We start from the raw sequence: 25,139 nt of genomic DNA on the forward strand, positions 1-25,139 counted from the left end.
ACTATGCTTCGGCGAAGGTGTTGAGACCGTTTCGAGCGCAGGGTTTACATTTGATCAGCCGAGCGGCGATTTCCACCGTGGCGCATGCCGACTTTTCAGCCAATTCGGATATTCGTGGACCCGGTCGGCCCAGAGTCTGGGGTTCTGACATAAAACTCAGAGAGCTATTTGCCCCGATGGATGCCTGCTCTCAAGCAGCCGTTTGGCTCTATGGTCAACGTCAAACCGTGTACTATCAGTGCTTTAAATTCTATTGGGACAGTCCTGATGAATTAGTGTTGTTCGTGCTCACGCAACTGCCCAATGGCAAACAGATTATTTTGCTCTCTAGTGACACCACACTCACCGGAGCGCAAGTGATTGAAGCCTATGGCTGGCGGTTCAAAATTGAGGTCAGCTTTCGCTCATTAGTTCAGTTGCTTGGGGGCTTTGACTATCGCTTCTGGTTGCGCTCTATGACCAGAGCCTCTGGCTGGCCCAAGAATCTTATCTTGGCTGACTTCGATGCCGATTTCCAGGCAAAGGTTGCCATTAAAGTTGAAGCATTTGAGCGCTTCGTCAATCTCAATGCTATTGCCTTGGGGCTATTGCAAGTACTCGCTTTAGAACTGCCTAACGTGGTTTGGGTACATTTTCCGCAATGGTTTCGGACGCTGCCAAAACATGGGTTGCCCAGCGAGCAAATTGTTCGAATGGCGCTTCAGCATCTACAACCGGTGGTTTTATCAAAACGTAGGCCCAATCTACTTCTGGCTAAATTACTCGCTGCCAAAATTCAGCCCCCTGAACCCCAACAACAGATACCTTTGGCCGCATAATTCTTCAACAGAAACTTAGGACTGTCTAGTCATATAAGTTTTATCTATGTTTAATCAGTTTTACTTAATTTGCTGACTGCCTCATTCCCTGACTCAACAAACATATTGCTTACCGAAACAAGAGTTATTCGGCCTAAAGCATTAGCGCTCACCTGACATCTCGTATTAGAGATCGGTCGCCATTCTCATCGCATAGCTACAGCTTATTTGTTCAGATGACAATCTGTATAGAACCTTCCTATGGTTGGGCGATAAGACTTGAACGAGTACTCGGAATACTCGTCACTGTATTAGTCAACAACATAGCCCTGCCGCTCAAAGTTCAGACGCCACCAGTGAGACCATCCGAACCTAGCCTAGACCCGACAGAATAAAATTCTCTCTCAGTTCCAATCGCTGTAGATTGGCTCTGCCCTCTAGATTCTGGAGAGCAGATGTAGCAGGCCCTTAACCCCAAAATCATTAACTCAGGACATGAGTTATACCATTAATTATAACTTTTAATTATATATAGAATCTGGAAATACGTTCTAAATCCCTTGGGTTTCCAGGGCTTTTCAGGACAACATCGAGATAGAGTCATATTAATGAGAAACGGGCAAACGATTTAGTCGAGTCTATCTTTAGAAATCGTTCTAGGATTCGAGGCCACGCTTGCCTGATGCCCTGACCCTTAATATCTGAGTCAATGAGGAGTTACACATAACATGGATTTTTTGTCCGATTTCTTCGTGCGCTTCATAGCGCAGTTGCAGTCCCCGACACTCGGTTTTCTGATTGGTGGTATTGTTGTTGCCTCCCTTGGTAGCCGACTATCAGTTCCAGATCCGGTCTATAAGTTCATCGTCTTCATGCTGCTCATGAAAGTCGGCCTGACTGGCGGCCAGGCGATCCGCGACGCCGATCTAGGGGCGATACTGTTGCCCGCGTTGTTCGCCGTGATAATAGGGATCCTGATCGTGTTCATCGGGCGCTACACGTTGTGCATGCTGCCGAACGTCAAAACCGAGGACGGCATTGCGACCGCTGGCTTATTCGGTGCGGTGAGTGGCTCTACCCTCGCTGCCGCCTTGACGCTGATGGACGGGCAAAACATGGCATATGAGCCTTGGGCTGCCGCACTCTATCCCTTTATGGACATCCCAGCGCTCGTGACTGCGATCGTCTTGGCCAGCATTTACACCGGCAAGAAGCGCGGCAAGGCAGGCAAGCGGGTCAGGATATGGCCCATCGTGCAGGAAAGCCTTCAGGGTTCTGCTCTATCGGCACTGCTGCTCGGCCTCGCGCTAGGCCTGATAACCCAGCCGGCAAGTGTCTATGAGAGCTTCTACTCCCCCCTCTTTGCCGGCCTGCTTTCGGTGCTGATGCTGATCATGGGTATGGAGGCTGCTGCAAGGCTTAAAGAGCTGCGCAAGGTGGCCCAGTGGTACGCTGTATATGCCTTTGTGGCACCGCTACTGCATGGGTTCATCGCCTTCGGTCTCGGCATGATTGCCCACTACGCTACGGGATTCAGCCCTGGCGGCGTCGTGCTCCTAGCCGTCATCGCCGCCTCCAGTTCAGACATCTCAGGGCCGCCTACTTTACGAGCCGGTATCCCGTCGGCCAATCCCTCCGCCTACATCGGCTCGTCCACAGCCATCGGCACGCCGGTTGCGATCGCCTTGGGAATACCGCTCTACATCGGGCTCGCCCAAGCGCTGATGGGCGGCTAATTCCAGACGGATCACGGTCTGCCGGTGCTCCCCTGGCCCGGCGACCAACGCGGCAGCTATAATACCCAGCGCGATCGCGCGCGGTGCTGCCGTTTTCCTAAGTTTCTATATAGTTCAATAAATACACGGATCAAGAGGGAACCCACATGGCCAAGCCAGCCAGCCAGCTCATCATCGTCACGGAAAAGTTACTGCTGAAAAAGATCGCCGAGATCATCGACAAAGCCGGGGCGACCGGTTATACGGTGGTGCCCGCTGGCGGTAGAGGCAGTCGCGACGTACGCTCGTCGGGACAACCCGCCGTTTCCGAGACCTACACGGATATAAAGATTGAGGTGCTCACTGACAATCGGGATATGGCCCTGAAGATTGCGGATGAGGTCGCAGCGCAGTTTTTCGACGATTATGCGGGCATCGCCTATCTCTGTGACGCAGAGGTCCTGAGCGCGCATCAGTTCTGTGGGCCGGATGGCTGTTAACGTCGGCGAAGAAATCATTGCTAGATTTTTATCTCCTGCAAAAGCGTCTAGTCGAAACTGGGCGCTTTTGTGAATATGGCAGTGGCGTGCATTCACGATAGTTTTGCTCGTCGCGAAGGATGGCAGCTGTCTATTTTAATCCAGCGAATGGCTGAAGTCTTTGCTATAAAAACGACTGACTGACAGCTATTCTGGCGTTTGAAAGATTAAAATAGACAGCTACCTTCAAAGCCGATGTTGCGATTAGCACCGGTAACCAGCGCGATGTTGAACAAGAGCCAGCCTTTACTCTATTCAGAAAGCTGCGTGCTGCGTTAACCCTGATTTTTAATGAGATTTTGGGCAAACTTTAGCTCGCGTGGTCTTACATCTTATACCCGATCCACCGGCTGCGCTAACTGACCTCTGAAGCACTACTTTTGAAAGGCCCTATGAGCAATCTGCAATCGCCGCCATCACCGCCACCTAGGCCCGCCATGCCACCGCCACCGCCACCTCGGGCGGCGGCTATTCCGCTTCAGGGTCAGGCCAGTCCTCAGACCGAAATGGGGCAGCCACCGCCTGCTCGCGCAGCAGGACACCGGGCAGCCGCGCCGCCGCCATTGCCAGCAAGTGCGGCCATTGGCGGGGGGCCAACGCTAGAAAAAATAATTCGTGAAGCGTTTGATAAGGGCTATTCAGATATTCATGTGGGCGTGGGCGAAATTCCGCGCTATCGCAACCGGGGCGAAATTACGACAACCGACTATCCAAAAACAACGACTGAGGCGTTTGATAGCTGGCTAACAGAAATTCTGACGCCAGAGCAAATTCTTGAGTTTAGAGAGTCACTCGACTTTGATGGGGCCGCTCAGTACGATTTCTCCCGCGTGCGGATCAATATTTTTGAGAGTCTCAATGGCCCGGCGATCGTCATGCGACTGATTCCGGTGGAGATTTTGACCATGCAGCAGCTCAATCTGCCGCCGGTAATCAGAGACATGTGTCACTACCACAAGGGTCTGATTTTGGTGACGGGGCCAACGGGTTCAGGTAAATCGACCACGATGGCAGCGATGATTGACTACATCAACAAGGAGATGCCCAAGCACATCATCACCATTGAAGACCCGGTGGAATTTGTGCATATCAGTCGCAAATCGCTCATCAAGCAGCGAGAGGTCGGCGTCCATACGAAGAAGTTTCAAAACGCGCTGAAGGCGTCGCTGCGAGAAGATCCAGATATCATTCTGGTGGGGGAAATGCGCGATCGCGAAACCATCGAAACCGCCCTCAAAGCGGCTCAAACCGGTCACCTGGTGTTTGGAACGCTGCACACCAACAGCGCTGTGAAGACCGTCGAGCGAATTTTGGGCATGTATGAGCCCGAGCAGCAAGCACCGGTCCGGGTGGCGATCGCCGAATCGCTCATCGGCGTTGTCGCGCAGGGCCTCTGCCGCACCACCGACGGCAAACGCGCCGCCTTCCACGAAATTTTGATCAATACAGACGCGATTAAAGACTATATTTTGCGCGGTCAGCTCGATGAAGTTGAGGCGATTTTGCCCAACTGTACCTTTGACGGCATGTGTACGATGAACCAGTCGATATACGCGCTGTACGAAGCCGGGCGGATTACTGAGGAGACCGCCCTGGAGCAGTCGCCGAAGCAGAACGAAATGGCTCAAATGCTGCGCGGACGGGTTTAGTATCGCTGGTTAGCGCCACTTTTTCACGGCTGTTATCAGGCGATCGCTCAGCCAATCGTCATACTTTTCATACACCGGCAGTCGCCGCCCTAGACTCCATGCTTGAGCCTTTAAAAGCGCTTCTGTGGACTCACGGCGGCGATGATCATAATCGGGGTTGACTTCATCAATCGGACCGATGCCACCGAGATCTCTGGCACCGGCGGCGATGCACGCGAGTAGAGCCTGGTCTGAGCGAATTAGGTTGGGCGGAATCTGAATCGTGATATCGACAGGTAGAACCGCTCGGGCGATTTTTATAGCCTGTAGGAGAGTTTTGCCCTGGCAGGGCGATCGCAGCTCTGCCTGAGTCTGACCGGGCTGGTGGGGTTGCAAGATAACTTCTTGAATATGGTGCCACTTTTGGTGGGATTGGGCGATCGCTGCCAAACTCTCCTGCCAATCATCTACCGTCTCACCCAACCCCAACAGCAACCCTGTTGTAAAGGGAATCCTGAGTTTCCCAGCAAATTCTAGCTGCTGCAACCGCACCTCAGGCAGCTTGCTCGGCGCACGCGCATGCACAGTCTTTAGCAAAGCGGGCGTTACCTGCTCCACCATCAGGCCCATCGAAACATTCACCTGCTGTAGCTGCGACATCTCTGCGTAGCTGAGCGGACCCACATTGGTATGCGGCAAAAATCCGTTTGCCAGCGCCAGCTCACAAAGCTGATAAATACGTTGAAACCACGCTGAGCGGCGTTTACTTTGCGGATGCACCTCACCGCTCAAGATCAAAATTTCGATCACCTCATCAGACGGTAGCCCGTCTAAAATCTTTTGAGCCTTTGCCAAGCTCATCCACTCATCTTGTCCGGGGTCGCGGCGAAAGTTGCAGTAAGTGCAGCGGTTAAAGCATTCGTAAGTCGGCACTAGCGTATAGGCCGGACTGTAGGTGATGATCCTCTCCATCTTCGCATTTTAAGACGGCCAGTTTAAGACGACCAGTGTAAAATAGCTCTGGCATATCCACTGGTGAGGGCAGATCCGTTGAGAACCACAGTTATTATTGTCCGTCACGGTCAGAGCACCTCTAACCTTAATCGGATTATTCAAGGCCACCACAATACGGCTGTGCTGACTGAGCTTGGAGAACAGCAGGCCCGCAAAGTCGGTGAGACTTTAGACAAACTGAGCCTAGATGCGGTATATGCTAGCCCGCTCAAACGAGCCCGTCGCACCTGTGAGCTAATCGTCGAAACGATGGCCAGCCGAGGCAATCAGCTCCCGCCCATTCAGTTCACTGAGCGCCTCAAAGAGATCAATTTGCCGCTGTGGGAGTCCAAATCGTTTGTAGACGTTGAGGCCCAGTACCCCGACGAATACAAAGCCTGGCGACAGCAGCCTCACGACTTCAAAATGCGGCTGGCCAGCGCCGATGGCACCCATACAGACTTTTACCCGGTGCGAGAGATTTGGGAGCGGGCGAGCGCCCTGTGGCAAACCATTCTCAGCGAGCATCCGGGGCAGACTATCTTATTTGTCGGACATAGCGCGATTAACCGGGCGCTGATCGGCTCGGCCATTGGGGTAGGGCCAGAGGGACTCAACAGTATGGGTCAAGATAACTGCGCTATTAATGTGCTCAATTTTCCGGCTGGGTGGAAAGCGGGCGCGCAGCTAGAGCTACTGAATCTGTCCAGTCATTTGGGTGCGGCCATTCCTAAGCGTCGCTCTCGCTTTAAAGGCCCCCGCCTGCTGCTGGTGCGCCACGGTGAAACCGACTGGAATCGCGATGGCCGCTTTCAGGGGCAGATTGATATTCCGCTGAATGAGAATGGCAAGCGGCAGGGGGCACAAGCGGGTGAATTTTTGCAGGCCGTCAAGATCGATGCGGCGGTCACCTCTTCTATGCTGCGCCCTAAAGAAACGGCTGAAGAGATTTTGAAACATCATCCGGCAGTGAATTTGGAGACGACTGAGCATCTGTGGGAAATTAGCCACGGCGAGTGGGAGGGCAAGCTAGAAGCCGAGATTGAAGCGGGCTATCCGGGCCTGTTGGCGCAGTGGCAAAGCCAGCCCGAGACCGTGCAAATGCCAGCGGGCGAAAACTTAAATGACGTGTGGGCCAGGGCAAAACTGGGGTGGCAGAGTATCGTCGCCGCTTTTAGTGAGGGAGAGTTTGCAGAAGATCCGCCGACTGTCTTAGTGGTGGCTCACGATGCGATTAATAAAGCGATTTTGTGTCAGGTGTTTGGTTTGGGGCCGGAGCGGTTCTGGCAGTTTAAGCAGGGGAATGGGGCAGTAAGTGTGATCGACTATCACGGCGGGCCGGAGAGTTTGCCAGTGCTGAGCGCGGCTAACATCACCACTCACCTGTCGGGCAGCATCTTTGATAAAACGGCGGCTGGGGCGCTATAGGCTGATGGCGACGTTAATTAAAGGAGCCCATGTCCTCTCGGTGCTAGCACCGGCTCGGGTGGGCGCTGAGGGGACAGGGGATGTGTTGATCGAGGCAGGCAGAATTGCGGCGATCGCGCCCAACCTCCCTGACCCGCCCGCCAGCACTGAAATCGTAGACGGTCGCGGTCAATTCCTCGGTCCGGGCCTGATCGATCTCTACAGCCAGAGCGGAGAACCCGGTAACGAATCGCGAGAAACCTACGCCTCACTCAGCCAGGCAGCGGCGGCAGGCGGATTTACCCGCGTCGGGCTATTGCCCAACACTCAGCCAGCCGTCGATAACGTTAGCGCTGTAGCCGCCGTGCGAGCGGCTAATCAGCGCAGTCAGGCTGATGGGGTCGCCCATGCCCAACTGATGCCCTGGGCAGCGATCACACTCGACGCCGCTGGTGAGCAGCTCAGCGAACTGGCTGAACTGGCTGAGGCGGGTTCCCTGGGATTTACGGATGGTCAACCGATTACCCACCTGGGTCTGCTCAGGCGGCTGCTGGAATACGCGCAACCTTTACAAAAGCCCGTCGCCCTCTGGCCCTGTGACCCTAAGCTGACGGGTAAGGGCGTCGCGAGAGAAGGCCCAGATTCGCTGAGGTTGGGACTGTCAGGGGTGAATGCGATCGCCGAAACCACTGCCCTCGCCACCCTGCTAGAGTGCGTTGCCGCTGTGCCTGCCCTGGTCCACATCATGCGCGTCTCTACCGCTCGCAGCGTCGATCTGATCGCTCAGGCCAAAGCGCAGGGATTGCCAATTAGCGCTAGCGTGCCCTGGCATCATCTGGTTTTTGACACGCAAGATCTGCAAGACTACAGCCCCAACCTGCGTCACGATCCGCCTTTGGGTACGCCAGCCGACCGGCGAGCGCTAATCGCGGGCGTCGCTGAGGGGGTGATTGATGCGATCGCCATTGACCATAGCCCCTACACCTACGAAGAAAAAACAGTCGCCTTTGAATCGGCCCCATCGGGTGCGATCGGCCTGGAGCTAGCGCTCTCAGTTTTGTGGCAAATTTTTGTCGAGAGCGACCAGTGGAGCCCAATTCAGCTGTGGCAGGCGCTCAGCCAGCGGCCCGCCCAATGTTTGGGCTTAAATGCGGATGGACTGGCAGTGGGTGGCCCGGCTGACCTGACGCTGTTTGATCCGCGTATTGACTGGCAGGTGACGGCGGCGGGGATGCGATCGCGCTCTACAAATACGCCGTGGATGGGGCAGCGGCTACAGGGGAAGGTGACGCGGACCTGGTTGCCGTTTGAATAGGAGACAGGGGGCAGGAGACAGGAGCGTTAGTCTAGGCCGCCGACTCGGTTGGGGGGCCAGAAGCGGGCGGCGGCTTTGCCGATGATAGATTCTTCGGGTAAAAAGCCCCAGACGTGGCCGTCTAGACTGCCGTTGCGGTTGTCGCCGAGCACCAAATACTGATTTACCGGTACGACGCTTGGGCCCCATACGTAGTCTGGTGGCGCTTTAATGTAGCTTTCTTGAAGGGGCTGACCGTTGATAGAAACCTGACCGCCGCGAATTTCGACTGTTTCACCCGGCAAGCCAACCACCCGCTTTAAGTAGGCATCTGGCGTGGTTGATCCGGAGATAATCAGCGCTTTCTCGGGTGCTTGGAAAACGATGATGTCGCCGCGCTGAGGTGGGTGGAGCAGGTAGCTTATCTTTTCGACCACTAAGCGGTCGTTGATCTGGACAGTGGGCTCCATTGACCCAGTAGGTACAACTCGCGCCTCTGCCACAAACTGACGCATACCCAAAGCCAGGACGATGCTCAGTCCTAAGGTTTGCAGGGTTTCGACCCAGAGGCTTGGCTGCTTTTTGCTCATGATGGTGCCAGTTTTGAAGATTCAACTGCAGTTGCTGTATTTTGAAATTAGCATCTGCAGTCAGCCTTGCTAGCGCTGCTATGACAATTGCCCTGTCGGTCTATGCAGGCTCGCCGTCAGGTATCTGTTAGGAATTGGGTTTGGCACTTAATCTAGCCCGCCGATGCGCTGTGGGGGCCAAAAGCGAACGACGGCTCGGCCAATGATGCGATCGCCCGGCAAAAAGCCCCACTCATGACCGTCCGAACTGCTGTTACGATTGTCACCGAGCACCAGATACTCGCCTGCGGGTACGGTCTCGGGTCCCCAAGTGTAGGCGGGCGGTGCCTGAATGTAGTTTTCTGCTAAGACTTCGCCGTCAATGAAGACCTGCCCGTCTTTGATCTCGACTGTTTCACCCGGTAAGCCAATGATGCGCTTGATATAGGCATCTTTGCGAGTAGAGCCGACTAGATCCAGCGCCGCTTGGGGCGCTCGAAAAACGATGATATCGCCGCGCTCCGGCGGATTGAAGCGATAGCTAATTTTTTCGACTACCAGGCGATCGTCAACTTGCAGAGTCGGCTTCATCGATCCCGATGGGATAAACCGCGCCTCGGCGACAAACTGACGAATACCCAAGGCTAAGACAACGCTGAGCCCGATGGTTTGCAGTCCTTCTATCCACGGATTTTGCTTTTCAGACACAGTTTTTGGTAGGCGGGAGACGGTAAGCAGAACGTATCAAATTGCTAAGGGCTCAATAGCGCGATGGCTGATGGCCTCAATCATAATAAGTTTAGGCCGCTGGTGACAAAATCAGCCAGATTAAAGCAGCCAGTTGATAGCAGCCAGATTTTAGTTAGGTAGACAAACGATGACGCATCCTTCGCTGATAATTCAAAACGCTCAGGTACTGCTGCCTTCTGGGGAGATAGAGCCGAGACAGGTGGCGATCGCCAATGGCAAAATCACCGCTGTTGCCCCAGCCCTCGAAGTTCCTGAAGGTGCCCGCATCATTGACGGCGCGGGCCTGACGCTGCTGCCGGGGGTGATCGACCCGCAAGTACACTTCCGCGATCCGGGCTTAGAGCACAAAGAAGATCTGTTTACGGCTAGCTGTGCCTGTGCGAAGGGCGGGGTCACCTCTTTTTTAGAGATGCCCAATACGCTGCCGCTGACTATCACGCAAGAAATTTTGACCGATAAGCTGGCGATCGCTGCCTCTAAAAGCCTGGTGAACTATGGCTTTTTTATCGGCGCAACGGCTGATAACCTGCCCGACCTGCGCGAAGCGAACCCCACCTGCGGCATCAAAATCTTCATGGGTTCAGCCCACGGCCCGCTGTCTGTCGATACGGCTGAAACAATTGAACCGATCTTTGCGGTGGGCGATCGCCTGATTGCCGTCCATGCTGAAGATCAGGCCCGCATCATCGAGCGCCGCCAGCTATTTGCCGGGCGTACCGATCCTGCCGTTCATTCTCAAATTCAAGACAATGAAACCGCGCTGCGGGCTACTCAGCTCGCCCTGCACCTCTCTAAAAAGTATCAGAGACGCCTGCACATACTGCATATGTCTACCGGCGAAGAAGCCGATTTGCTCAGGAGCGATAAGCCGAGCTGGGTGACCGCAGAAGTGACACCTCAGCACCTGCTGCTGGACGTGAGCGCCTATGAGAAAATTGGCACACTGGCGCAGATGAACCCGCCTCTGAAGTCAGCACGCGATCGCGCTATCCTCTGGCAGGCGCTGCTAGATGGTGTCATTGACTTCATTGCCACCGATCACGCCCCCCATACCCTGGCAGAAAAAGCTGAGGATTACCCCAATAGCCCTTCCGGCATGCCCGGTGTAGAGACTTCCTTACCGCTGATGCTCACCCAGGCTCAAGAAAATCGCTGTACGGTCGCGCAGGTCGCTCATTGGATGTCTACTGCAGTGGCCCGCGCCTACGGCATTCCCAATAAGGGCTTGATTGAGCCGGGTTACGACGCTGATATCGTGCTGGTAGATCTGGTCACTTACCGCCCCGTACTGCGTGAAGAACTCAAAACCAAGTGCGGCTGGAGCCCTTTTGAAGGCTGGACGTTGACGGGCTGGCCGGCGATTACCCTGGTAGGCGGTCAGGTAGTCTATGATCACGGCGAAATTGATACTCGGGTGCGCGGTCAGGCTTTGCAGTTTGAAGCGTAGGTTTTGAACGGGGTTCTGAACCGGGGAGCTAGGGCAGTAAATTTTAGGTAGTTTAGTGTCGGGCGGGTCGCCTGCTGTAATCTTCGTCAGTTGCGCTTATGCGAAATCCATTTCGATCTTTTAAGTATTTGCCCTGGTTTGGCCTGTTGCAGAGCGCCGCGCTCACCGTTTTGGTCGCCACCGCTATCGACATTTTGCTCCTGCTGGCCATCGTAGAGGTGCCTGCCGTTGCTAGCGTCCTCTCAGCTGCGAGAATTTTGCTAGTTATCTTGCCTTTCGCGGCGGCTTTTGGGATAGGGGCGCTATCAATTTTCTTAACGGCAAATTTCTTCCGCCAAGTCCTCTTGGGATCTGACACCATCTGGGCGCTAGTCGCCTGCGTACTGCTGCTGCTGCTGCTAAAATCTTGGCTACCGATACCCGCTCTATTTGTCAGCGGGTTCAGCTACTTCAATCTGATCGGGGTGGTCGTCGGCGCTTTCACCCAAGGGCGGCGCTACTGGCGCTAGGTAAGTGAAAAACTAAAACAAATTGTACTGAACCGAAAGGTACAGCCCATTGTCTTGCAGGCTGTTACTGGTACTGTCGATATCTACCAGCGGGATCCCCCAGTCGAGCCGGGCGGTAAAATTTTCTCCCTGCTGCCAGAGTAAACCCAGACCCGTACCCACTAGAACCTGTTTGCCTGGCGGCGTATCGGCATGATTCCAAGCGGCCCCGACCTCGACAAAAGGGGTGATTTGCAACAGGGAACCGTCTTCCCAGCGGATAATGGGCAGGCGTGCTTCAGCCGAAATCACGGCTCCGTTGTCACGCAGCAGCGCATCTTGCCGGTAGCCGCGCACGGACTGCTGCCCGCCTAAACCAAATTGCTCTGTTGAAAGCAGCTCGTCAGTGGCTAGCTGGACGTCGCCCCTCAGCAGCAAGAGCGTATCTGGCCTGAGCAAGCGCACCCACTGCCCCTGGCCCCGCCAGAAGAAAAACTGACTGTCTGGGATGTCATTAGGATTGTCAGTCGCATTGAGCCAGTTGAGCCCGAGGTTGAACTGCGACCGGACTGCTAAAACCTGCTGCTGGCTGCGCTGCGTCCAGCCTTGAGAAAACCGCAGCGCGCTCACGCGGGTTTTACCCTCACTGTCGGCTCCCGGCGACAGCGGAAAAGGGCCAATGTTATCTAGCCCTAGTCGGGTCTGGTTTTCTTTGTAATCTAGGGCTAAGCCCAGAAATAATTCCTGGCTGGGTGTTTCGATCAGGGGGTGAGTCACGCCGATTTCGTAGCGATGAGCATTGGCGCTGATGTCGAGCACGTCAAAAGCAGGGTCGATGACGCGGCTCCCTGAGATGTCTGCGGCGAGAGTGACGCGGGTGTTATGGGGGCTCACCGGCACCGCGTAGCTCAGGTTCAGGCTGTTGCTGCCGTCGGTATTGGAGAAACTTAAGGAAGCGCGATCGCCTACCCCAAACAAATTGCCCTCAGCAATATCTAGATAGCGGCGCAGACTACCAATGCTGGGCGATCGCCGATTGTCTACACCCGCCGCCACTGCGAAAGAATCCGCCTCCGTGACTTCAACTCGCAGCACGCTAGTACCCGGCCTGACCCCCGCCTGCAAGTCAGCCGAGACCGTATCAATCAGCGGGTCAATCTGTAAGCGCTGCAGACCGGCTAGCAGCGTTTCGGTGTTGATGGGCGGCTGCGCGGCAAGCCCCAAGCGGCTGCGAATATAGCGAGGATTGAGCCGACGGGTGCCGACCACCTGAATTTCGGCGATCGCCCCTTCTACCACCTGCACCGTCACGACCCCATCGGCCAGGGTCTGCGGCGGGATAAATGCCCCAGACGTGACAAACCCCGCCTCAACATAGCGCTGAGCCACCGCTGAGCGCACCGCCAACAGGTCATCAAACGAGATCGGTCGCCCGACGTACTGAGCGAACAAATCGGCAAAATCAGCAGCGGTGAAAACGGTACTGCCTGCTAGCTGAAGACCGCTAATGACAAAGGTTTCTTCACTACCGCTGGTCACCCCATCTGGCGGATTGGCCTCACCTGTATTGTCTAGTAGCTGATCGACCGGCGGCAGCTCGGGCAGGGGCAGCTCGGGCAGTTCTTCTTCGGGGCGGCGGCGATTGGGGATGATATCGGCAGGCAGCCGGAGCGGCGCTGGCCTGGGCTCAGCAGGGCTGCCCAATGGCAGGGAATCTGTCGGGGCTGAGGGGGGAGTCGGCTGAGCGATCGCCGCGCCGCGCCCAATAAACGTCGCACTCATCGCAGCCCCTAGCAAAACCAGGCGACTGAGTAGAGCGCCCCTCAGCAGCAGAAAACGAGGCATGGTAGAGCTATCTCAAAGTCTTTACTGGGTCTTTACTGGTAGCGTTCCCACATATCAACTTTTGTTTATGCGTTGCTCAACAGTATCGCCTAGTGGGCAAGCTGCCATCTGCCTGTTGCTCAGCAGCCACTCATCCCCCTTTAGCCTGTCGCTAGCGAGCGATTAAAATAGCCCGCATCCCAGCGGCCTTAGCGCCAATGTAGTCTTCGGCTTCGCTATCGCCTACGTGCCAGGCCCGATCAGCCGCGCAGCTGTGTTTTGCCAAAGCCGCCGCAAAAATTTTAGCTGACGGTTTAGCCGCGCCCACTTCTGTAGAAAGCGTCACCGACTGAAAGTGAGGCGCTAGCGCTAGCAAGTCCAGCACCCGATGCAGACGCGAGTCAAAGTTAGAGATCACCCCAAGCTCTATCCCCATGGCCTGCCAGCGAGTCAGCGCCGGTAGCGTATCGGCATAGACCTGCCAGGGCGTTGCCGTCTCAAAATAGGCATACAAATTGGCACAAAAGGCGTCAAAATCGGCGAATTTGTCTAGTGCCCCTACCCGTTTAAAGGTATCCGCCACAATCGCCTGCCACCAGCGGTACTCAAGCGCCGGAATCGCCTCTACTGCCGCGCCCGGAAAGGCCAGTCGCTCAGCCGCCGCAAAGCTCTGATAAAAAGCCCGATTGACCGCCCGCGCGTCGGTATTGACCTGAGCCTGCCACGCCAGCTTGCTATAGAGTTCGCCCACGCTGCCTCGCAGGCCAAAAAGCGTACCAAAAGCATCGAGATAGATTACTTTTGGCAGATCCCCAGAAGTCAAATCAAAAGGCATGTGCTCTACGCTGATTTGTTACCGCTGGCACTGGTTAGCAGCGCCTGTATGGGCTGAGTCGCCCAGTTGAGACCCACGCGGATCTGATGGTCAAGGGTGGGCATTCGGTAGAGGTAAGTCAGCCGCCGCGCGATGTGGGCCAGGTTGCCATCGAGCTTAATGCCCAGACCTGCCAGCGTGGCATTGTCACTGCCCAATGTCATCATTTCACCTAAGTGCTGATAGCGGAAGGGCAGTAGCGGTCTGTCGGTGAGGCTAGCCCAGATATTCCAGGCGGCATAGTCGGCCTGCTGCAGGGCAGACTGCGCGGTTGGGGGCACCGTTTTACCCGCCGCGTCTAACCCATCAGCCAGATCGCCTAGAGCGAAAATGTGAGGATGCTCTGCGACCTGCAAAGTGGTCTCAATAGTAAACTGCTGCCGCTGATTGCGCGGCAGATCGAGCGCGTCGAGCGCTGGGCTGACTTTGCTGCCTACCGTCCACAGCACGATATCAACCGGAATGGTGTCAATTTTGCCCTTATAGCTAAGGGAAATAGCGGCGGCGGCGACTTCGGTGACGGTGGTTTCGTAGTCAACCCAGATATCTTTATCGCTCAGCGCTTTGTGTGCCGCTTTTTGGTTGAACTCAGGGGAATTTTGCAGGATCTTATCAGCTAGCTCAATAATACGAATGCGACCGCGATCTCCCAGCCGCTCGGCTACCTTACAGGCCACCTCAACCCCGCTATAGCCGCCCCCTACCACCGCCACGCGAATCTTATCGGCGTCGCTAGCCTCTAGCAGTCGCAGCCGCTCTTGCAATCGATAGGCATCTTCTAAAGCCCGAAAAGGAATGGCATATTCTGCGACGCCAGGGGCCATGTCCAGCGGCGTTTCCCCACCTAAGGCAAGCACGAGGCGATCATAAGAAAGTTGCTCACCATCGGTTAGTGAAACCTGCTGAGCACCTAGATCTATCTGTTCAACGCCGCTCTGATGAAAGCGGACGCCCGTATTCGCCAGCAGTTCTTGATAGGGAGGCGCAATTTCCCAGGTTTGCAGTTCGCCGGTGACCAGTTCGTAGAGCAGCGGGGCGAAGATGAAGCGATCGCGCTGATCCACCAGCACAATTTCGGGCTGCTCATCTCCCCAATCGAGTTTGCTGAGGGCCAGCGCTGTGTAGAGACCACCAAAACCGCCACCGAGGATGCAGATGGAATGAGACATAGGAAGAGGTGCTAAAAAAGGCAAAGCGATTGCTATTAGGATAGCGCTAGTCCGAAAGCGATGCGCTCTACCAATCAGCGGAGCCAGTCAGTCATTTCATAGTCAGATCTCACATAAAATTTCTAGACGACAGATTTCAAGATCTCACCATCCATTCGTGATGGCTCCTGACATGGGTCACGAAGTACTGGTCACGAGGTACTGGTCACGAGAGCGCTGCATAGCTAGCTATGCTTCTTCATCGACAAAAAGAACCCCGCGTATTAGCCCATTGCTATCCGCCCGACCGCCAAGCGAACCCGCCAGTACGCCTAGAGCGGCCACAAATATGCTGAGCTTTATATGATCTATCGTGCGTACCGCAGGATCTACCGTGGGCCAGGTTTCCATCAGCTTACGCGGGAAAATAGTAACGGTACCCAGGTAAATGAAACCCATAAAAATGGCAAACAGCAGAGACATTGTGAATAGCAGGCTGAGAATGGTTGCTGCACTCGTAACGACAGTGGATTCTGCTAGCATCCGGCGGCGGCTAAGAAGGTCGCCAAAGGCAAAGGCCTGGTACAGCGCAGCGGTGGCGGCGGCGATCGCGATAATGGAGAACAAAATAAGCTGATAGAGTTCGACAGTGCTAGCAACGTCCCACATATCGGGAGTAAAAAAGAGAAAAATAATGGTAGAAAGAGCCGCTGTAATCATCGTCGGTAGGCGGGCGAGCAGACGAAATGGATTGGCCCGGATAATGGCGATCGCAATACTCTCCCAATCTCTGACCAAAGTTGCTAAAATAAACCGCCATTGGCTCCTCCGACTCGTTCGTTCATGGGCCTCCCGAGGCAGCGCTTTGCGCATCTGCTGGCGCTGCCTATCTGTAAAGTGAACCATGCCAGCGAGATCTTCTACATCTAAAAAATCGTACGCAATGTTTTGTGGATGCTTAGAATAGGAGAGATTCAGTAAACGACTAAAGGTATGGAGCAACAGAGTTTCTAGACGACGAACCGTAAGCGCTCTGTCTTCTGGATCGCCCCAAAACGTAGGGTTGAGGCGTTTAATTGAGATGATGCCAATATTCGTGAGCTGGCTAGGCAGTGCCAGTGTAGAGCCGAACGAAGTTGTCGATAAGTCAACTTCGGTAATAATGAGCAAAAAGTGTACATCCCGCTCTATCTTTTCAGTTATGCCGATGCGCAAAAAATCAAGCGGTGCGTAGCCCCCAGCGGCTGGGGTAAGATGCGGCCCTTCAAAAGAAAGTGTGACCACACGAACGTCAAGCAAATCTTTAAGAGTGGGCTCAAAATTACTGACCGCTTTAGTAACGCAACCAAGAAAGCGCTTGCAGTCTTTGCCCTCTACATCCATCGTCATCACGCCGACAACGTAACCCTGGTAGCTCTCCGGTTTCATCGCCTTCGCCTGTATTTAAAGATGTTCAACTCACTTGCAAAGCCTCTTATTCCCATTCACTAAAATCCTGCGAATACGAATCATCTCTGTAGCGGCCTGGCGGCTCGGGCGGAACCGGTCGGCGCGGCTTCACTTTGCTGCCCTGCCAAGCACTGCCCATGCCTTGAAAAATACCCCGACCGACCAGGCCGATGCCGCGACCCAGCACTTCTGTGAGTACGTAGACGACGCTGCTGCCAAAAAGAGCGATCGCCGTTCGCAGTCGAGGGGAAATCGCATCGCGGGTCTCCATCGACAGCGTCACCACCAGCGGTAAACCCGAGAGGCGGTCAAGTTCGGCGCGGCGGGGGGCATAGATAGAGGTAGTGCCAATTCCGGCGGGGGTGAGCACGTACAGGCGATGGCGGCTCTCAAAAATGGCCTTGGGCTCGTTGATCAGCCGGTCCCACCGGTAGCGCCAGGAGAGATCGTTGCGAAACCGCTCAATCTCCCGTGAGGACATCAAGCGGCTAGTGTACAGACTTTTTTTGATCGGCTCAGTATCGGCCAATCGGTTGAGCATGGGCTGAATGACCGCGTTGGCTACCTGAATTGTCAAATTTTCGAGGAGCTGCTCGCTGTAGGCGATCGCCTGAGGCGTCGTCGCCGCATAGGAAGCACCCTCAATCGTGAAAGGCTCTTGAAACAGCCAGTGGCTAAAAAGTGCAGTCATCAGCGGAATGTGATCGAGGATTTGCGCTTGCACGATAAGTTTTTCTCGGCTGAGCAGCGCCACCACTTCTTCTTCGACATTGCCCACCCGCACGGTGTAGTACTTACCAAAAAATTCGGTGATGACTGCCTCCCACAGATCTTGAATGACCTGAGAAGACCGCATCGAGAGCTGACCGGGCTGCACCTGAGAAGCCCGCAAATCGTCCAGCAAATCTTCTAGCTGACGCAGCACCAGATATAGCAGCTCTAGCTTTTTATCAGCCCGCAGAATGTCTATTTCTAGCGGCGACTGGCTGATATTTTTCAGCGGTCGCTGCAGCTTGGCAAACACCTCTTCAAACACCACGCTTTGCACATCGCCAGGACGCGCTTGCAACCGGGCCGAACTCGTCGCCAGTGCCGCCGTTGCTCGGGGCACCAGCAGATCGCGATCCAGATAGCGGGCCGCCGTCATATCGCCGTAATTTTGCCCATAGCCTCCCTGCCGCGCTGCCCGAATCCAGTCAGTGCTAGCTGAACCAGCTACGTCCCGAGAGATCGCTCCCCGGCTCCCCGGCTCCCCGGCTCCCCGGCCAGACGCATCGCTAAACTGTGGCGTCTGCCAAATTGCCGATATTAGCCAGCGGGCCGCGATCAGCTCGCGCTTTTTGCCATCGAGAATGGCTTGCTGCAGCCAGGAGCGGGCCCGCTGATGGGCGATCGCCACTTCTGACAAACGCTGATCGATCTGCTGCTGCCCGGAGAGCCGCATACTGATGCGCATTGCTGTCAGCGGCCCAGGAATATCGTTGAGCCGGGTGAGACCAGATTGAGCGCCCGATTGATTGCGGGAACGGTCAGTCTGCCGGGCGTCGCTGAAACGGCGGGGCGCAGGTAGCTCAGAGGGATCTATCGTCGGTATCTCTGACCCAGGAGACGTACCGGCGGCAATCTGCCGAATCAGCTGAGCCAACCGCCGTACAGACATACCGCGTGTGCCGTAGCCATCGGCTCCCATGCGTTCGGCAGCGGCCTGTAAGACTGGTTCTGCTTGGGCACTCAGCACGAGTACAGGCAGGTTAGGAAATTCTGTTTTGATCTGCTGGCAGAGCTGGAGTCCGGGGATGGCTTCAGGATTGCTTGCGCCTAGACCCAGATCTAAGATAAGCAGATCAAGCGGCGGCCCCAACCCAGATTCCTGCTGGCGCAAAGCCGGATCGTCTAACGACTGTTGGTAGGTCTGGAAGCGTGACTGCACAGCAGCTAGTGCCTCATCTGCTGTACCCGCTTCAGCCACTACCGCAAAATCGTCCTGCTGGTCTAGCCACACTTTCAGTCCTAAGCGAAAGACCGGGTCTTCATCGACCAGTATTAGCTGCAGGGGGCGGTTAGTACGCTGACTCGAATCGCTCATAGCTGCCTGGATACCTTCTATGGCTGATTCTAATCGTAATAGGGGGCCGGCTTCGCACTTTGCAGCCCTCTCCGGTTAGCGCCCCTGTCAGCCTTAAAAGTCATTATTGTAGCTGTCGCTGTAGCCATCGTTGGAATAGCTATCGTCGGAATAGCCCTCTTCAGCAGGATAGGGGGCTTCGTCAGCGTAGCTTTCTACGGCGGGGGCTTCTAATGACCAGATGTAGGCTCGTTCATTGGTCCAGATGGCAATACTGCTGCGGGCTTCGCTATAGAGCGCTCGGCCCGGCGCAATCTGCGAGGCGACTTCGATGGCGGCGGTCAGACTGCCTCGCGCCGCCAGATTTTCAGCTCGAACCAGAATGGGCCGATCTTCAATCGTTTCGAGTTCACCGGTCCAGGTTTTAATGGCAGCTTGGGCCTGATCGCGCAGTGCCCGGCCCTTGGCCACTTTTTGGGCTTCGGCGATCGCCTGCTTGAGCTTGCCGCCGTCGGCTAACTGCTCAGCTTTGGTCAAGATCGGCTGGTCTTCAATGATTTCTATCCGATCTAGCCACTCAGCAATATAGGTCTGCCCCTGAATTCGCAGCGCTCGCCCCTGATCGACTGTGCTGGCCTTTGCAATAGCTAAGCGCAAATTGGCCTTGCCGCCTGCACTCGCTAGCTGCACTGCCCGGCTCAAAATAGGCCGATCTTCAATCCGCTCAATCTCTTTTTGCCAGTGGGAGACCAGGGTTTGCGCCTGTACTCGCTGGGGGCGTTCTTGAGTGATTTGTTCGGCTTCGGCGATCGCCATCCGATAGCTTGCCCGCTGCCCGAGCTGCGCCAGCGTACTGGCATATTGGAGCTGCACCATATCGGCGAGCTTTTGCTGCCACTGAGTAAGGCTGGCCTGGGCCTCTTCGTAAAAGGGGCTAACCGGCGAAATCTGCTGCACGGCCCGAATTGCTTCTAGCAGGTTATAGACCTGAGCGTAGGAGGGCAGCCACTGGTCGTAATGGCCGACAGCTAACTGCTGCGCATGGCCAAACCTGACTAAATCTTGAGCTTCGCTAGTCAGCGTCAGATCGGGGGGAACAAGCTGAACAATGGCGATCGCCGCGTCAATATCTTCTTCTTCCCACTTTTTAAAGCTGTACTGCAGCACTGCTTTAGCCCAGCGGTCAACGTCGGGTTTAGCGTCTTCCCAAGCAGCCGTTTCCAAATTCATGCCTTGGGCAATGGCCAGGGCTTCGCCCAGCTTTTGCAAGTCACCCGACTTTGCCAATGTCCGAGCCTGATTAAGCTGACGGCGAGCGGTTTCTTCGCGATCAATCTTTTCTTTGAGCTGATTGTGGCGCGTGATTACCCAGTAGCGGGTATTTAATACTTTTATATCTTGCGTAGCCCGGCGGGCTCCCGTCCAGTTTTGAGCGGCGATCGCCTGGGTCACTTTGGCTTCAAATTCTCGGCCAGTTTCCCACTCTGCGTCCCATTGGGCGATCGCATCTTCCACCTGAGAGTAGCTCTCCACCCGCTCCGGAATTCGACCTGCCAGCGCTTTGGCCTGCCGAATCTCCCCCCGCTGCACCATCTCCTCTAGCTCTTCTAGCAGCGCCCTCGACCACTGGTTCATCAGCCGGTTGGCCTCTTTATACAGCGGATGACTCGATGGCCAAGGAGCCACCAGTTCAATCGCCTCAACTATCGCCTGAGCCGATCCCGACTGGACGCTGGCCTGAGCGCACAGCAGCCGCTCACTGTCGCTGTCAAAGCTAGCCGCTTGCGTACAGTCAGGCAAAGGCGGGTTGCGGGTCATCACCGTCACCGCTCGCAGGCTGACGCCGCCTGCCGTCACCAATATGGCGATCCATACCACCGGCCACAAGAAGCCCGGCCCCAAAAGGTCAGATAGCGTACCGCGAACACGAGCAGACCGAGAGGTAGGGGGAGTGGAGGTCATTAGAACACAGGTTTTGCGGTGATGATTCCAAACAAGAATATTTGATGGAGCAAGCCCCCTACAGTACCCGGAGCCGTGCCCTAAAGGGCGGTATAAAGACGCAGCCTTGAGCGATCGCCTGCTCGCCTCAATGATCAAATATTTTTTATGGAAAAATTTGCTGACATTGTAGAGGCAATTGCCTCGCTTAGAGCCGATCTCACCGGATTTATTTGGAATCGGTAGTAGAGCGGTTGAACCTGGCAAAAACAGCTATAGAAACTACTGAGCCTGGTGATTATTTGGCTACCCGTAAGCGGTAGCGATCAGGTCGCAAAGCGGGTTTTGAGCAGAGAGAAGAGAGATCGCATCCCCATTGCCTCCCCCCCTTCCGGACGACCGGGCAGGCTACGGGTGTTATAAGCCATAAAATCAATATGAATCCAGGGCGTCTGCCCTTGGATAAACTCGCGCAAAAAGAGCGCGGCGGTAATCGCTCCGCCGTAGGGCGTGCTGCCAATGTTATTGAGATCGGCCACCTTGCTTTCTAACAAGGCTCGGTAGGGGGTGTGCAGCGGCAGACGCCAGAGCGGATCATCTTGCTCCAGGCCAGCTTGAAGAAGCGCCTCAGCCGTTTTGTCATCGTTGCAAAACAAAGCGGCAATTTCTGTGCCAATGGCGATCCGCGCTGCGCCCGTCAGGGTGGCACAGTCAATCAACAGTTCTGGTGAGTCGCTGCTGGCGGCAGTCAGCGCATCTGCCAATATCAGACGGCCCTCGGCATCGGTATTGCCAATCTCGACGGTCTTGCCCAGTCGGGAGGTGAGCACATCAGCCGGGCGAGTGGCATTCCCAGCAATGCTGTTTTCTACCGCTGGAATCAGCACCCGCAGCTGCACCGGTAGCGCCAGCTGCATAATCATCTTGGCCAAACCCAGCACCTGAGCCGCGCCGCCCATGTCTTTTTTCATCAGCTTCATACCGGCAGCATTCTTTATATTCAGCCCGCCCGTATCAAAGCAAACGCCTTTGCCCACCAGCGTCACTTTAGGTGCCGACGCCTCTCCCCAGCGCATATCGATCAATCGAGGCGCTTGAGCCCCTGACTGACCGGTGGCCCTGCCGACGGCGTACACCATCGGGTAGTTGGCTGCTAGCAAATCTTCACCCACACTCACCTGGCAATCCGCCCCAAAACGACCAGCCAACTGCTGAGCGGCTTCAGCCAGGTGCTGCGGGCCCATATCTAGCGCTGGCGTATTGATGAGATCGCGGACCAGATAGGTGGCTTCGGCGGTGGCAGTGATGTAGGCCTGATCGACATTTTTAGGAAAGGCCAGTTCGGGTAGGGCATCGGCATCGGTGCGCTTATAGCGGGTGAAGCGATACTGACCCAGTACCCAACCCAGGCAAAGTGAGGTTGCCACCTCAGCCGAGAAATCGTCGGCCAGCTCGTATTTTTGGGCGGGCAGGGTGTGCGCTAAGCGGCCCAGCGTCCAGGTATCAAATTTCTTGGGTTTGCCGACTAGCACCCGGTCTAGCTCGCCGTCAGCGGAGGGCAGCAGACAGTAATTTCCCGCTTGTCCGGTAAACCCAGACATCTCTAGCCACACTGCCTGATTCACATAGTCGCGCTTGACTTGAGCTTCATTGACAAAATACAGCGGAATACTAGCTGACAAGGGGTTGGCTTCCATGAATAAGGGCAAGGCACCAGAATACAGATCGCCACCTCCAATGCGCAACTGTCATAAACCCTACCAGAGGATGCTTACTACAGTACCGTTCGTGTGCTTGGGGATGGCCATGACGGCATATGAAATATTTTTGAGCAGATTGGCCCCGACATTCAGCGGTTAGAGATTCTAGACGGGTATCATTTGGGTGAGAATTTGGGTAAAGTGGGTGGCTCACGACAGCGGCTGGATGCGGTGGAAGCGCTCTTGTGACGGAGAATGTGGAGGTCGCTGTAAAGCGTGACGACTGTCAACATGAGCGCGTAGATAAGTTTTTGGATTATTTGACTAAGCATCGGCACCGCATTGTCAACTACAGCTACTATCAGGCAGAGGACATCTCAGTTGGCTCTAGCTGAGATCGAATCAACAATTAAGCAAGTTGATCGGCGGATGAAGATATCAGGGACACAGTGGTGTGAACAGAACGTGCCGCAAGTCCTCAGGCAGCGGATTTCTACCTCAACGGTCAGTTCTCAATTTGAGGCTTGCAAAATTGAGTTGCGCTCTAGCATATTCCCGATATTTGCCAATAGGATAAAGGCAGCATACTCAACCTCCAATTTGCAAATTATTAGCATCTATTGTCTTTCTGAAGTGTCTCAATACATCTTTAAGGTCTTGAGAGTCGTACAGTAAAACATTGACTGAGACACTATTTCAGTATAGTCACGAAAGGTATAGATACGGATGAGTTCTAAACTTTCCTCTCTCTGCCTTCTTACCTCTGATTAGCTGGCGGAAGTATTTCAGTTTCTTGTAGTGCTGGCTCTACCCCTACGTTTGGAATGTTGCTGGGTAAGCGCTCAGCTCCAATATCTTCTATCGGTAGTCTCGGAAAATCCAGATCTGATTCTTCTACAATAGTTTCCACAAGATTCTGGCCTTGGCCTTGGTTTTGTATTGCTGCTTGATATAAGGCTACAGCGTAACTCCTAATTTTCTGCTCTTCAGGCGAATTGATTGCAAGCTCATCCGTTCCATCTACGTTAACTCTTCCTATTGAGTTTCCAACAGTAAAGAATACATCAGAACCTTGAGCAAGTCCTCTTCCTAAAAAGAGAATATACTTGGAACCTGCCTTTATAGGTAGATAATTCTCACGGGCAAAAGAAAATAGCTCTAAATCTTCTGAACCTTGATTTTCAGACATTCCAATATCTTTCGCACTAAGGATAGCTACGCTCTGTCCAATATCTATCGTATCCCCGTCCTGGAATTCACCTGTCAGCGACTTATCGATCCTAAACTTAGTTACAGAGAAAGCTTCTCCAAATGAGCCATCAGGAATGGTTCTAGTAAGTCTTACCTCACTTTGTTCTATTGATTCTAAAGGCTCACCAATAACAATCACACTTGAGCGTTCTACCATCTGTCTAAAACTATCAGGAGAAATGAAAGAACCGTGCAGTCTAACTACGGGAAGTATTTCTCCAGAATCAGTAGTATATGTTTCTTCCTTAACAAAGACATCGTCTGTATCTTCTACACCGCTAATCTCTTTTCCATTCAACAAAGATCGCTGTACTTCTTTGGGAGCGCCACACGCGGTTCCTAAGACTATCAATGTGCAGCTTAATAAACTAGCTGATATTTTGCTCATCATCTATTCGCCCTTATCTATACATCTAGACAGTCCTAAGTTTCTGTTGAAGAATTATGCGGCCAAAGGTATCTGTTGTTGGGGTTCAGGGGGCTGAATTTTGGCAGCGAGTAATTTAGCCAGAAGTAGATTGGGCCTACGTTTTGATAAAACCACCGGTTGTAGATGCTGAAGCGCCATTCGAACAATTTGCTCGCTGGGCAACCCATGTTTTGGCAGCGTCCGAAACCATTGCGGAAAATGTACCCAAACCACGTTAGGCAGTTCTAAAGCGAGTACTTGCAATAGCCCCAAGGCAATAGCATTGAGATTGACGAAGCGCTCAAATGCTTCAACTTTAATGGCAACCTTTGCCTGGAAATCGGCATCGAAGTCAGCCAAGATAAGATTCTTGGGCCAGCCAGAGGCTCTGGTCATAGAGCGCAACCAGAAGCGATAGTCAAAGCCCCCAAGCAACTGAACTAATGAGCGAAAGCTGACCTCAATTTTGAACCGCCAGCCATAGGCTTCAATCACTTGCGCTCCGGTGAGTGTGGTGTCACTAGAGAGCAAAATAATCTGTTTGCCATTGGGCAGTTGCGTGAGCACGAACAACACTAATTCATCAGGACTGTCCCAATAGAATTTAAAGCACTGATAGTACACGGTTTGACGTTGACCATAGAGCCAAACGGCTGCTTGAGAGCAGGCATCCATCGGGGCAAATAGCTCTCTGAGTTTTATGTCAGAACCCCAGACTCTGGGCCGACCGGGTCCACGAATATCCGAATTGGCTGAAAAGTCGGCATGCGCCACGGTGGAAATCGCCGCTCGGCTGATCAAATGTAAACCCTGCGCTCGAAACGGTCTCAACACCTTCGCCGAAGCATAGT

General features: G+C 54.4%; 18 protein-coding genes and 3 pseudogenes. 9 read left to right on the top strand and 12 right to left on the bottom strand.

Going from position 1 to position 25,139, the window contains the following annotated elements; translation table 11 throughout:
* The 4 genes and pseudogenes from CKL79_RS18700 to CKL79_RS18715 all read left to right on the top strand — a co-directional run.
* Window positions 1–818, top strand: a pseudogene (locus CKL79_RS18700) (hypothetical protein); the annotation flags it as partial.
* 707 nt (window positions 819–1,525) lie between these two features.
* Window positions 1,526–2,533, top strand: coding sequence for a sodium-dependent bicarbonate transport family permease (locus CKL79_RS18705; protein ID WP_121971078.1), 1,008 nt, complete (start codon window positions 1,526–1,528; stop codon window positions 2,531–2,533).
* A gap of 146 nt (window positions 2,534–2,679) precedes the next feature.
* Complete coding sequence (locus tag CKL79_RS18710) at window positions 2,680–3,012, top strand: hypothetical protein (protein WP_121971079.1); 333 nt, start codon at window positions 2,680–2,682, stop codon at window positions 3,010–3,012.
* A 431-nt stretch (window positions 3,013–3,443) separates the two neighbouring features.
* Window positions 3,444–4,700, top strand: a complete 1,257-nt coding sequence (locus CKL79_RS18715; protein WP_121971080.1) for a type IV pilus twitching motility protein PilT — start codon at window positions 3,444–3,446, stop codon at window positions 4,698–4,700.
* Window positions 4,701–4,709: 9 nt separating this feature from the next.
* Here the strand turns inward: CKL79_RS18715 and cofG are convergent, their stop codons facing one another.
* Entirely contained in the window at window positions 4,710–5,651 is a 942-nt protein-coding gene (cofG, locus tag CKL79_RS18720; protein WP_121971081.1) for a 7,8-didemethyl-8-hydroxy-5-deazariboflavin synthase subunit CofG, read from the bottom strand.
* A 78-nt stretch (window positions 5,652–5,729) separates the two neighbouring features.
* On the opposite strand from cofG, the gene CKL79_RS18725 reads away from it, so the two are divergent.
* Both CKL79_RS18725 and CKL79_RS18730 read left to right on the top strand, forming a co-directional pair.
* The gene (locus tag CKL79_RS18725) at window positions 5,730–7,100 is read left to right on the top strand and encodes a histidine phosphatase family protein (RefSeq protein ID WP_121971082.1); all 1,371 of its coding nucleotides are present in this window, start codon (window positions 5,730–5,732) and stop codon (window positions 7,098–7,100) included.
* Window positions 7,101–7,104: 4 nt separating this feature from the next.
* Window positions 7,105–8,394: a dihydroorotase gene (locus tag CKL79_RS18730; protein WP_121971083.1), complete on the top strand. Its 1,290-nt coding sequence runs from the start codon at window positions 7,105–7,107 to the stop codon at window positions 8,392–8,394.
* A gap of 26 nt (window positions 8,395–8,420) precedes the next feature.
* Here the strand turns inward: CKL79_RS18730 and lepB (CKL79_RS18735) are convergent, their stop codons facing one another.
* Both lepB (CKL79_RS18735) and lepB (CKL79_RS18740) read right to left on the bottom strand, forming a co-directional pair.
* On the bottom strand, window positions 8,421–8,963 hold the full coding sequence (gene lepB / locus CKL79_RS18735) for a signal peptidase I (protein ID WP_121971084.1): 543 nt from the start codon (window positions 8,961–8,963) through the stop codon (window positions 8,421–8,423).
* A gap of 147 nt (window positions 8,964–9,110) precedes the next feature.
* Window positions 9,111–9,650 (bottom strand): signal peptidase I, encoded by a 540-nt coding sequence (gene lepB, locus CKL79_RS18740; protein ID WP_121971085.1) that lies wholly within the window; start codon window positions 9,648–9,650, stop codon window positions 9,111–9,113.
* Between the two features lie 169 nt (window positions 9,651–9,819).
* Between lepB (CKL79_RS18740) and CKL79_RS18745 the strand changes: the two genes are divergently transcribed.
* Both CKL79_RS18745 and CKL79_RS18750 read left to right on the top strand, forming a co-directional pair.
* Complete coding sequence (locus CKL79_RS18745; RefSeq protein ID WP_121971086.1) at window positions 9,820–11,139, top strand: dihydroorotase; 1,320 nt, start codon at window positions 9,820–9,822, stop codon at window positions 11,137–11,139.
* A gap of 98 nt (window positions 11,140–11,237) precedes the next feature.
* The gene (locus CKL79_RS18750) at window positions 11,238–11,648 is read left to right on the top strand and encodes a peptide chain release factor 1 (protein WP_121971087.1); all 411 of its coding nucleotides are present in this window, start codon (window positions 11,238–11,240) and stop codon (window positions 11,646–11,648) included.
* A 12-nt stretch (window positions 11,649–11,660) separates the two neighbouring features.
* Here the strand turns inward: CKL79_RS18750 and CKL79_RS18755 are convergent, their stop codons facing one another.
* From CKL79_RS18755 to CKL79_RS18785, 7 genes are all read right to left on the bottom strand, one after another.
* Window positions 11,661–13,472, bottom strand: a complete 1,812-nt coding sequence (locus CKL79_RS18755; RefSeq protein ID WP_121971088.1) for a ShlB/FhaC/HecB family hemolysin secretion/activation protein — start codon at window positions 13,470–13,472, stop codon at window positions 11,661–11,663.
* A 151-nt stretch (window positions 13,473–13,623) separates the two neighbouring features.
* Window positions 13,624–14,286, bottom strand: a complete 663-nt coding sequence (locus CKL79_RS18760) for an HAD-IA family hydrolase (protein WP_121971089.1) — start codon at window positions 14,284–14,286, stop codon at window positions 13,624–13,626.
* 5 nt (window positions 14,287–14,291) lie between these two features.
* Window positions 14,292–15,494: an NAD(P)/FAD-dependent oxidoreductase gene (locus CKL79_RS18765; RefSeq protein ID WP_121971090.1), complete on the bottom strand. Its 1,203-nt coding sequence runs from the start codon at window positions 15,492–15,494 to the stop codon at window positions 14,292–14,294.
* Window positions 15,495–15,722: 228 nt separating this feature from the next.
* The gene (locus CKL79_RS18770) at window positions 15,723–16,901 is read right to left on the bottom strand and encodes a hypothetical protein (RefSeq protein ID WP_121971091.1); all 1,179 of its coding nucleotides are present in this window, start codon (window positions 16,899–16,901) and stop codon (window positions 15,723–15,725) included.
* A 46-nt stretch (window positions 16,902–16,947) separates the two neighbouring features.
* Window positions 16,948–19,008: a DUF3685 domain-containing protein gene (locus tag CKL79_RS18775; RefSeq protein ID WP_121971092.1), complete on the bottom strand. Its 2,061-nt coding sequence runs from the start codon at window positions 19,006–19,008 to the stop codon at window positions 16,948–16,950.
* A 93-nt stretch (window positions 19,009–19,101) separates the two neighbouring features.
* Window positions 19,102–20,949 (bottom strand): hypothetical protein, encoded by a 1,848-nt coding sequence (locus tag CKL79_RS18780; protein WP_121971093.1) that lies wholly within the window; start codon window positions 20,947–20,949, stop codon window positions 19,102–19,104.
* Between the two features lie 305 nt (window positions 20,950–21,254).
* A complete protein-coding gene (locus tag CKL79_RS18785; protein WP_240518965.1) occupies window positions 21,255–22,637 on the bottom strand; it encodes a leucyl aminopeptidase family protein in 1,383 nt (460 codons plus the stop codon).
* An 84-nt stretch (window positions 22,638–22,721) separates the two neighbouring features.
* Here CKL79_RS18785 and CKL79_RS23980 point away from each other — a divergent pair.
* Window positions 22,722–23,149: pseudogene (locus CKL79_RS23980) on the top strand (ISKra4 family transposase); the annotation flags it as partial.
* Between the two features lie 236 nt (window positions 23,150–23,385).
* Here CKL79_RS23980 and CKL79_RS18790 read toward each other — a convergent pair.
* Complete coding sequence (locus CKL79_RS18790) at window positions 23,386–24,270, bottom strand: hypothetical protein (protein WP_121971094.1); 885 nt, start codon at window positions 24,268–24,270, stop codon at window positions 23,386–23,388.
* Between the two features lie 51 nt (window positions 24,271–24,321).
* Window positions 24,322–25,139: pseudogene (locus CKL79_RS18795) on the bottom strand (hypothetical protein); the annotation flags it as partial.

This window comes from Leptolyngbya sp. BC1307 (assembly GCF_002286735.1).
GTDB lineage: Bacteria > Cyanobacteriota > Cyanobacteriia > Phormidesmidales > Phormidesmidaceae > Phormidesmis.

What these genes read in the sequence shown, in the direction of transcription:
- CKL79_RS18705 (WP_121971078.1), top strand. Translation starts at nt 1,526, where the DNA reads ATGGATTTTTTGTCCGATTTCTTCGTGCGCTTCATAGCGCAGTTGCAG.
- CKL79_RS18710 (WP_121971079.1), top strand. Translation starts at nt 2,680, where the DNA reads ATGGCCAAGCCAGCCAGCCAGCTCATCATCGTCACGGAAAAGTTACTG.
- CKL79_RS18715 (WP_121971080.1), top strand. Translation starts at nt 3,444, where the DNA reads ATGAGCAATCTGCAATCGCCGCCATCACCGCCACCTAGGCCCGCCATG.
- cofG (WP_121971081.1), bottom strand. Translation starts at nt 5,651, where the DNA reads ATGGAGAGGATCATCACCTACAGTCCGGCCTATACGCTAGTGCCGACT.
- CKL79_RS18730 (WP_121971083.1), top strand. Translation starts at nt 7,105, where the DNA reads ATGGCGACGTTAATTAAAGGAGCCCATGTCCTCTCGGTGCTAGCACCG.
- lepB (WP_121971084.1), bottom strand. Translation starts at nt 8,963, where the DNA reads ATGAGCAAAAAGCAGCCAAGCCTCTGGGTCGAAACCCTGCAAACCTTA.
- CKL79_RS18745 (WP_121971086.1), top strand. Translation starts at nt 9,820, where the DNA reads ATGACGCATCCTTCGCTGATAATTCAAAACGCTCAGGTACTGCTGCCT.
- CKL79_RS18750 (WP_121971087.1), top strand. Translation starts at nt 11,238, where the DNA reads ATGCGAAATCCATTTCGATCTTTTAAGTATTTGCCCTGGTTTGGCCTG.
- CKL79_RS18755 (WP_121971088.1), bottom strand. Translation starts at nt 13,472, where the DNA reads ATGCCTCGTTTTCTGCTGCTGAGGGGCGCTCTACTCAGTCGCCTGGTT.
- CKL79_RS18760 (WP_121971089.1), bottom strand. Translation starts at nt 14,286, where the DNA reads ATGCCTTTTGATTTGACTTCTGGGGATCTGCCAAAAGTAATCTATCTC.
- CKL79_RS18765 (WP_121971090.1), bottom strand. Translation starts at nt 15,494, where the DNA reads ATGTCTCATTCCATCTGCATCCTCGGTGGCGGTTTTGGTGGTCTCTAC.
- CKL79_RS18770 (WP_121971091.1), bottom strand. Translation starts at nt 16,901, where the DNA reads ATGAAACCGGAGAGCTACCAGGGTTACGTTGTCGGCGTGATGACGATG.
- CKL79_RS18775 (WP_121971092.1), bottom strand. Translation starts at nt 19,008, where the DNA reads ATGAGCGATTCGAGTCAGCGTACTAACCGCCCCCTGCAGCTAATACTG.
- CKL79_RS18780 (WP_121971093.1), bottom strand. Translation starts at nt 20,949, where the DNA reads ATGACCTCCACTCCCCCTACCTCTCGGTCTGCTCGTGTTCGCGGTACG.
- CKL79_RS18790 (WP_121971094.1), bottom strand. Translation starts at nt 24,270, where the DNA reads ATGATGAGCAAAATATCAGCTAGTTTATTAAGCTGCACATTGATAGTC.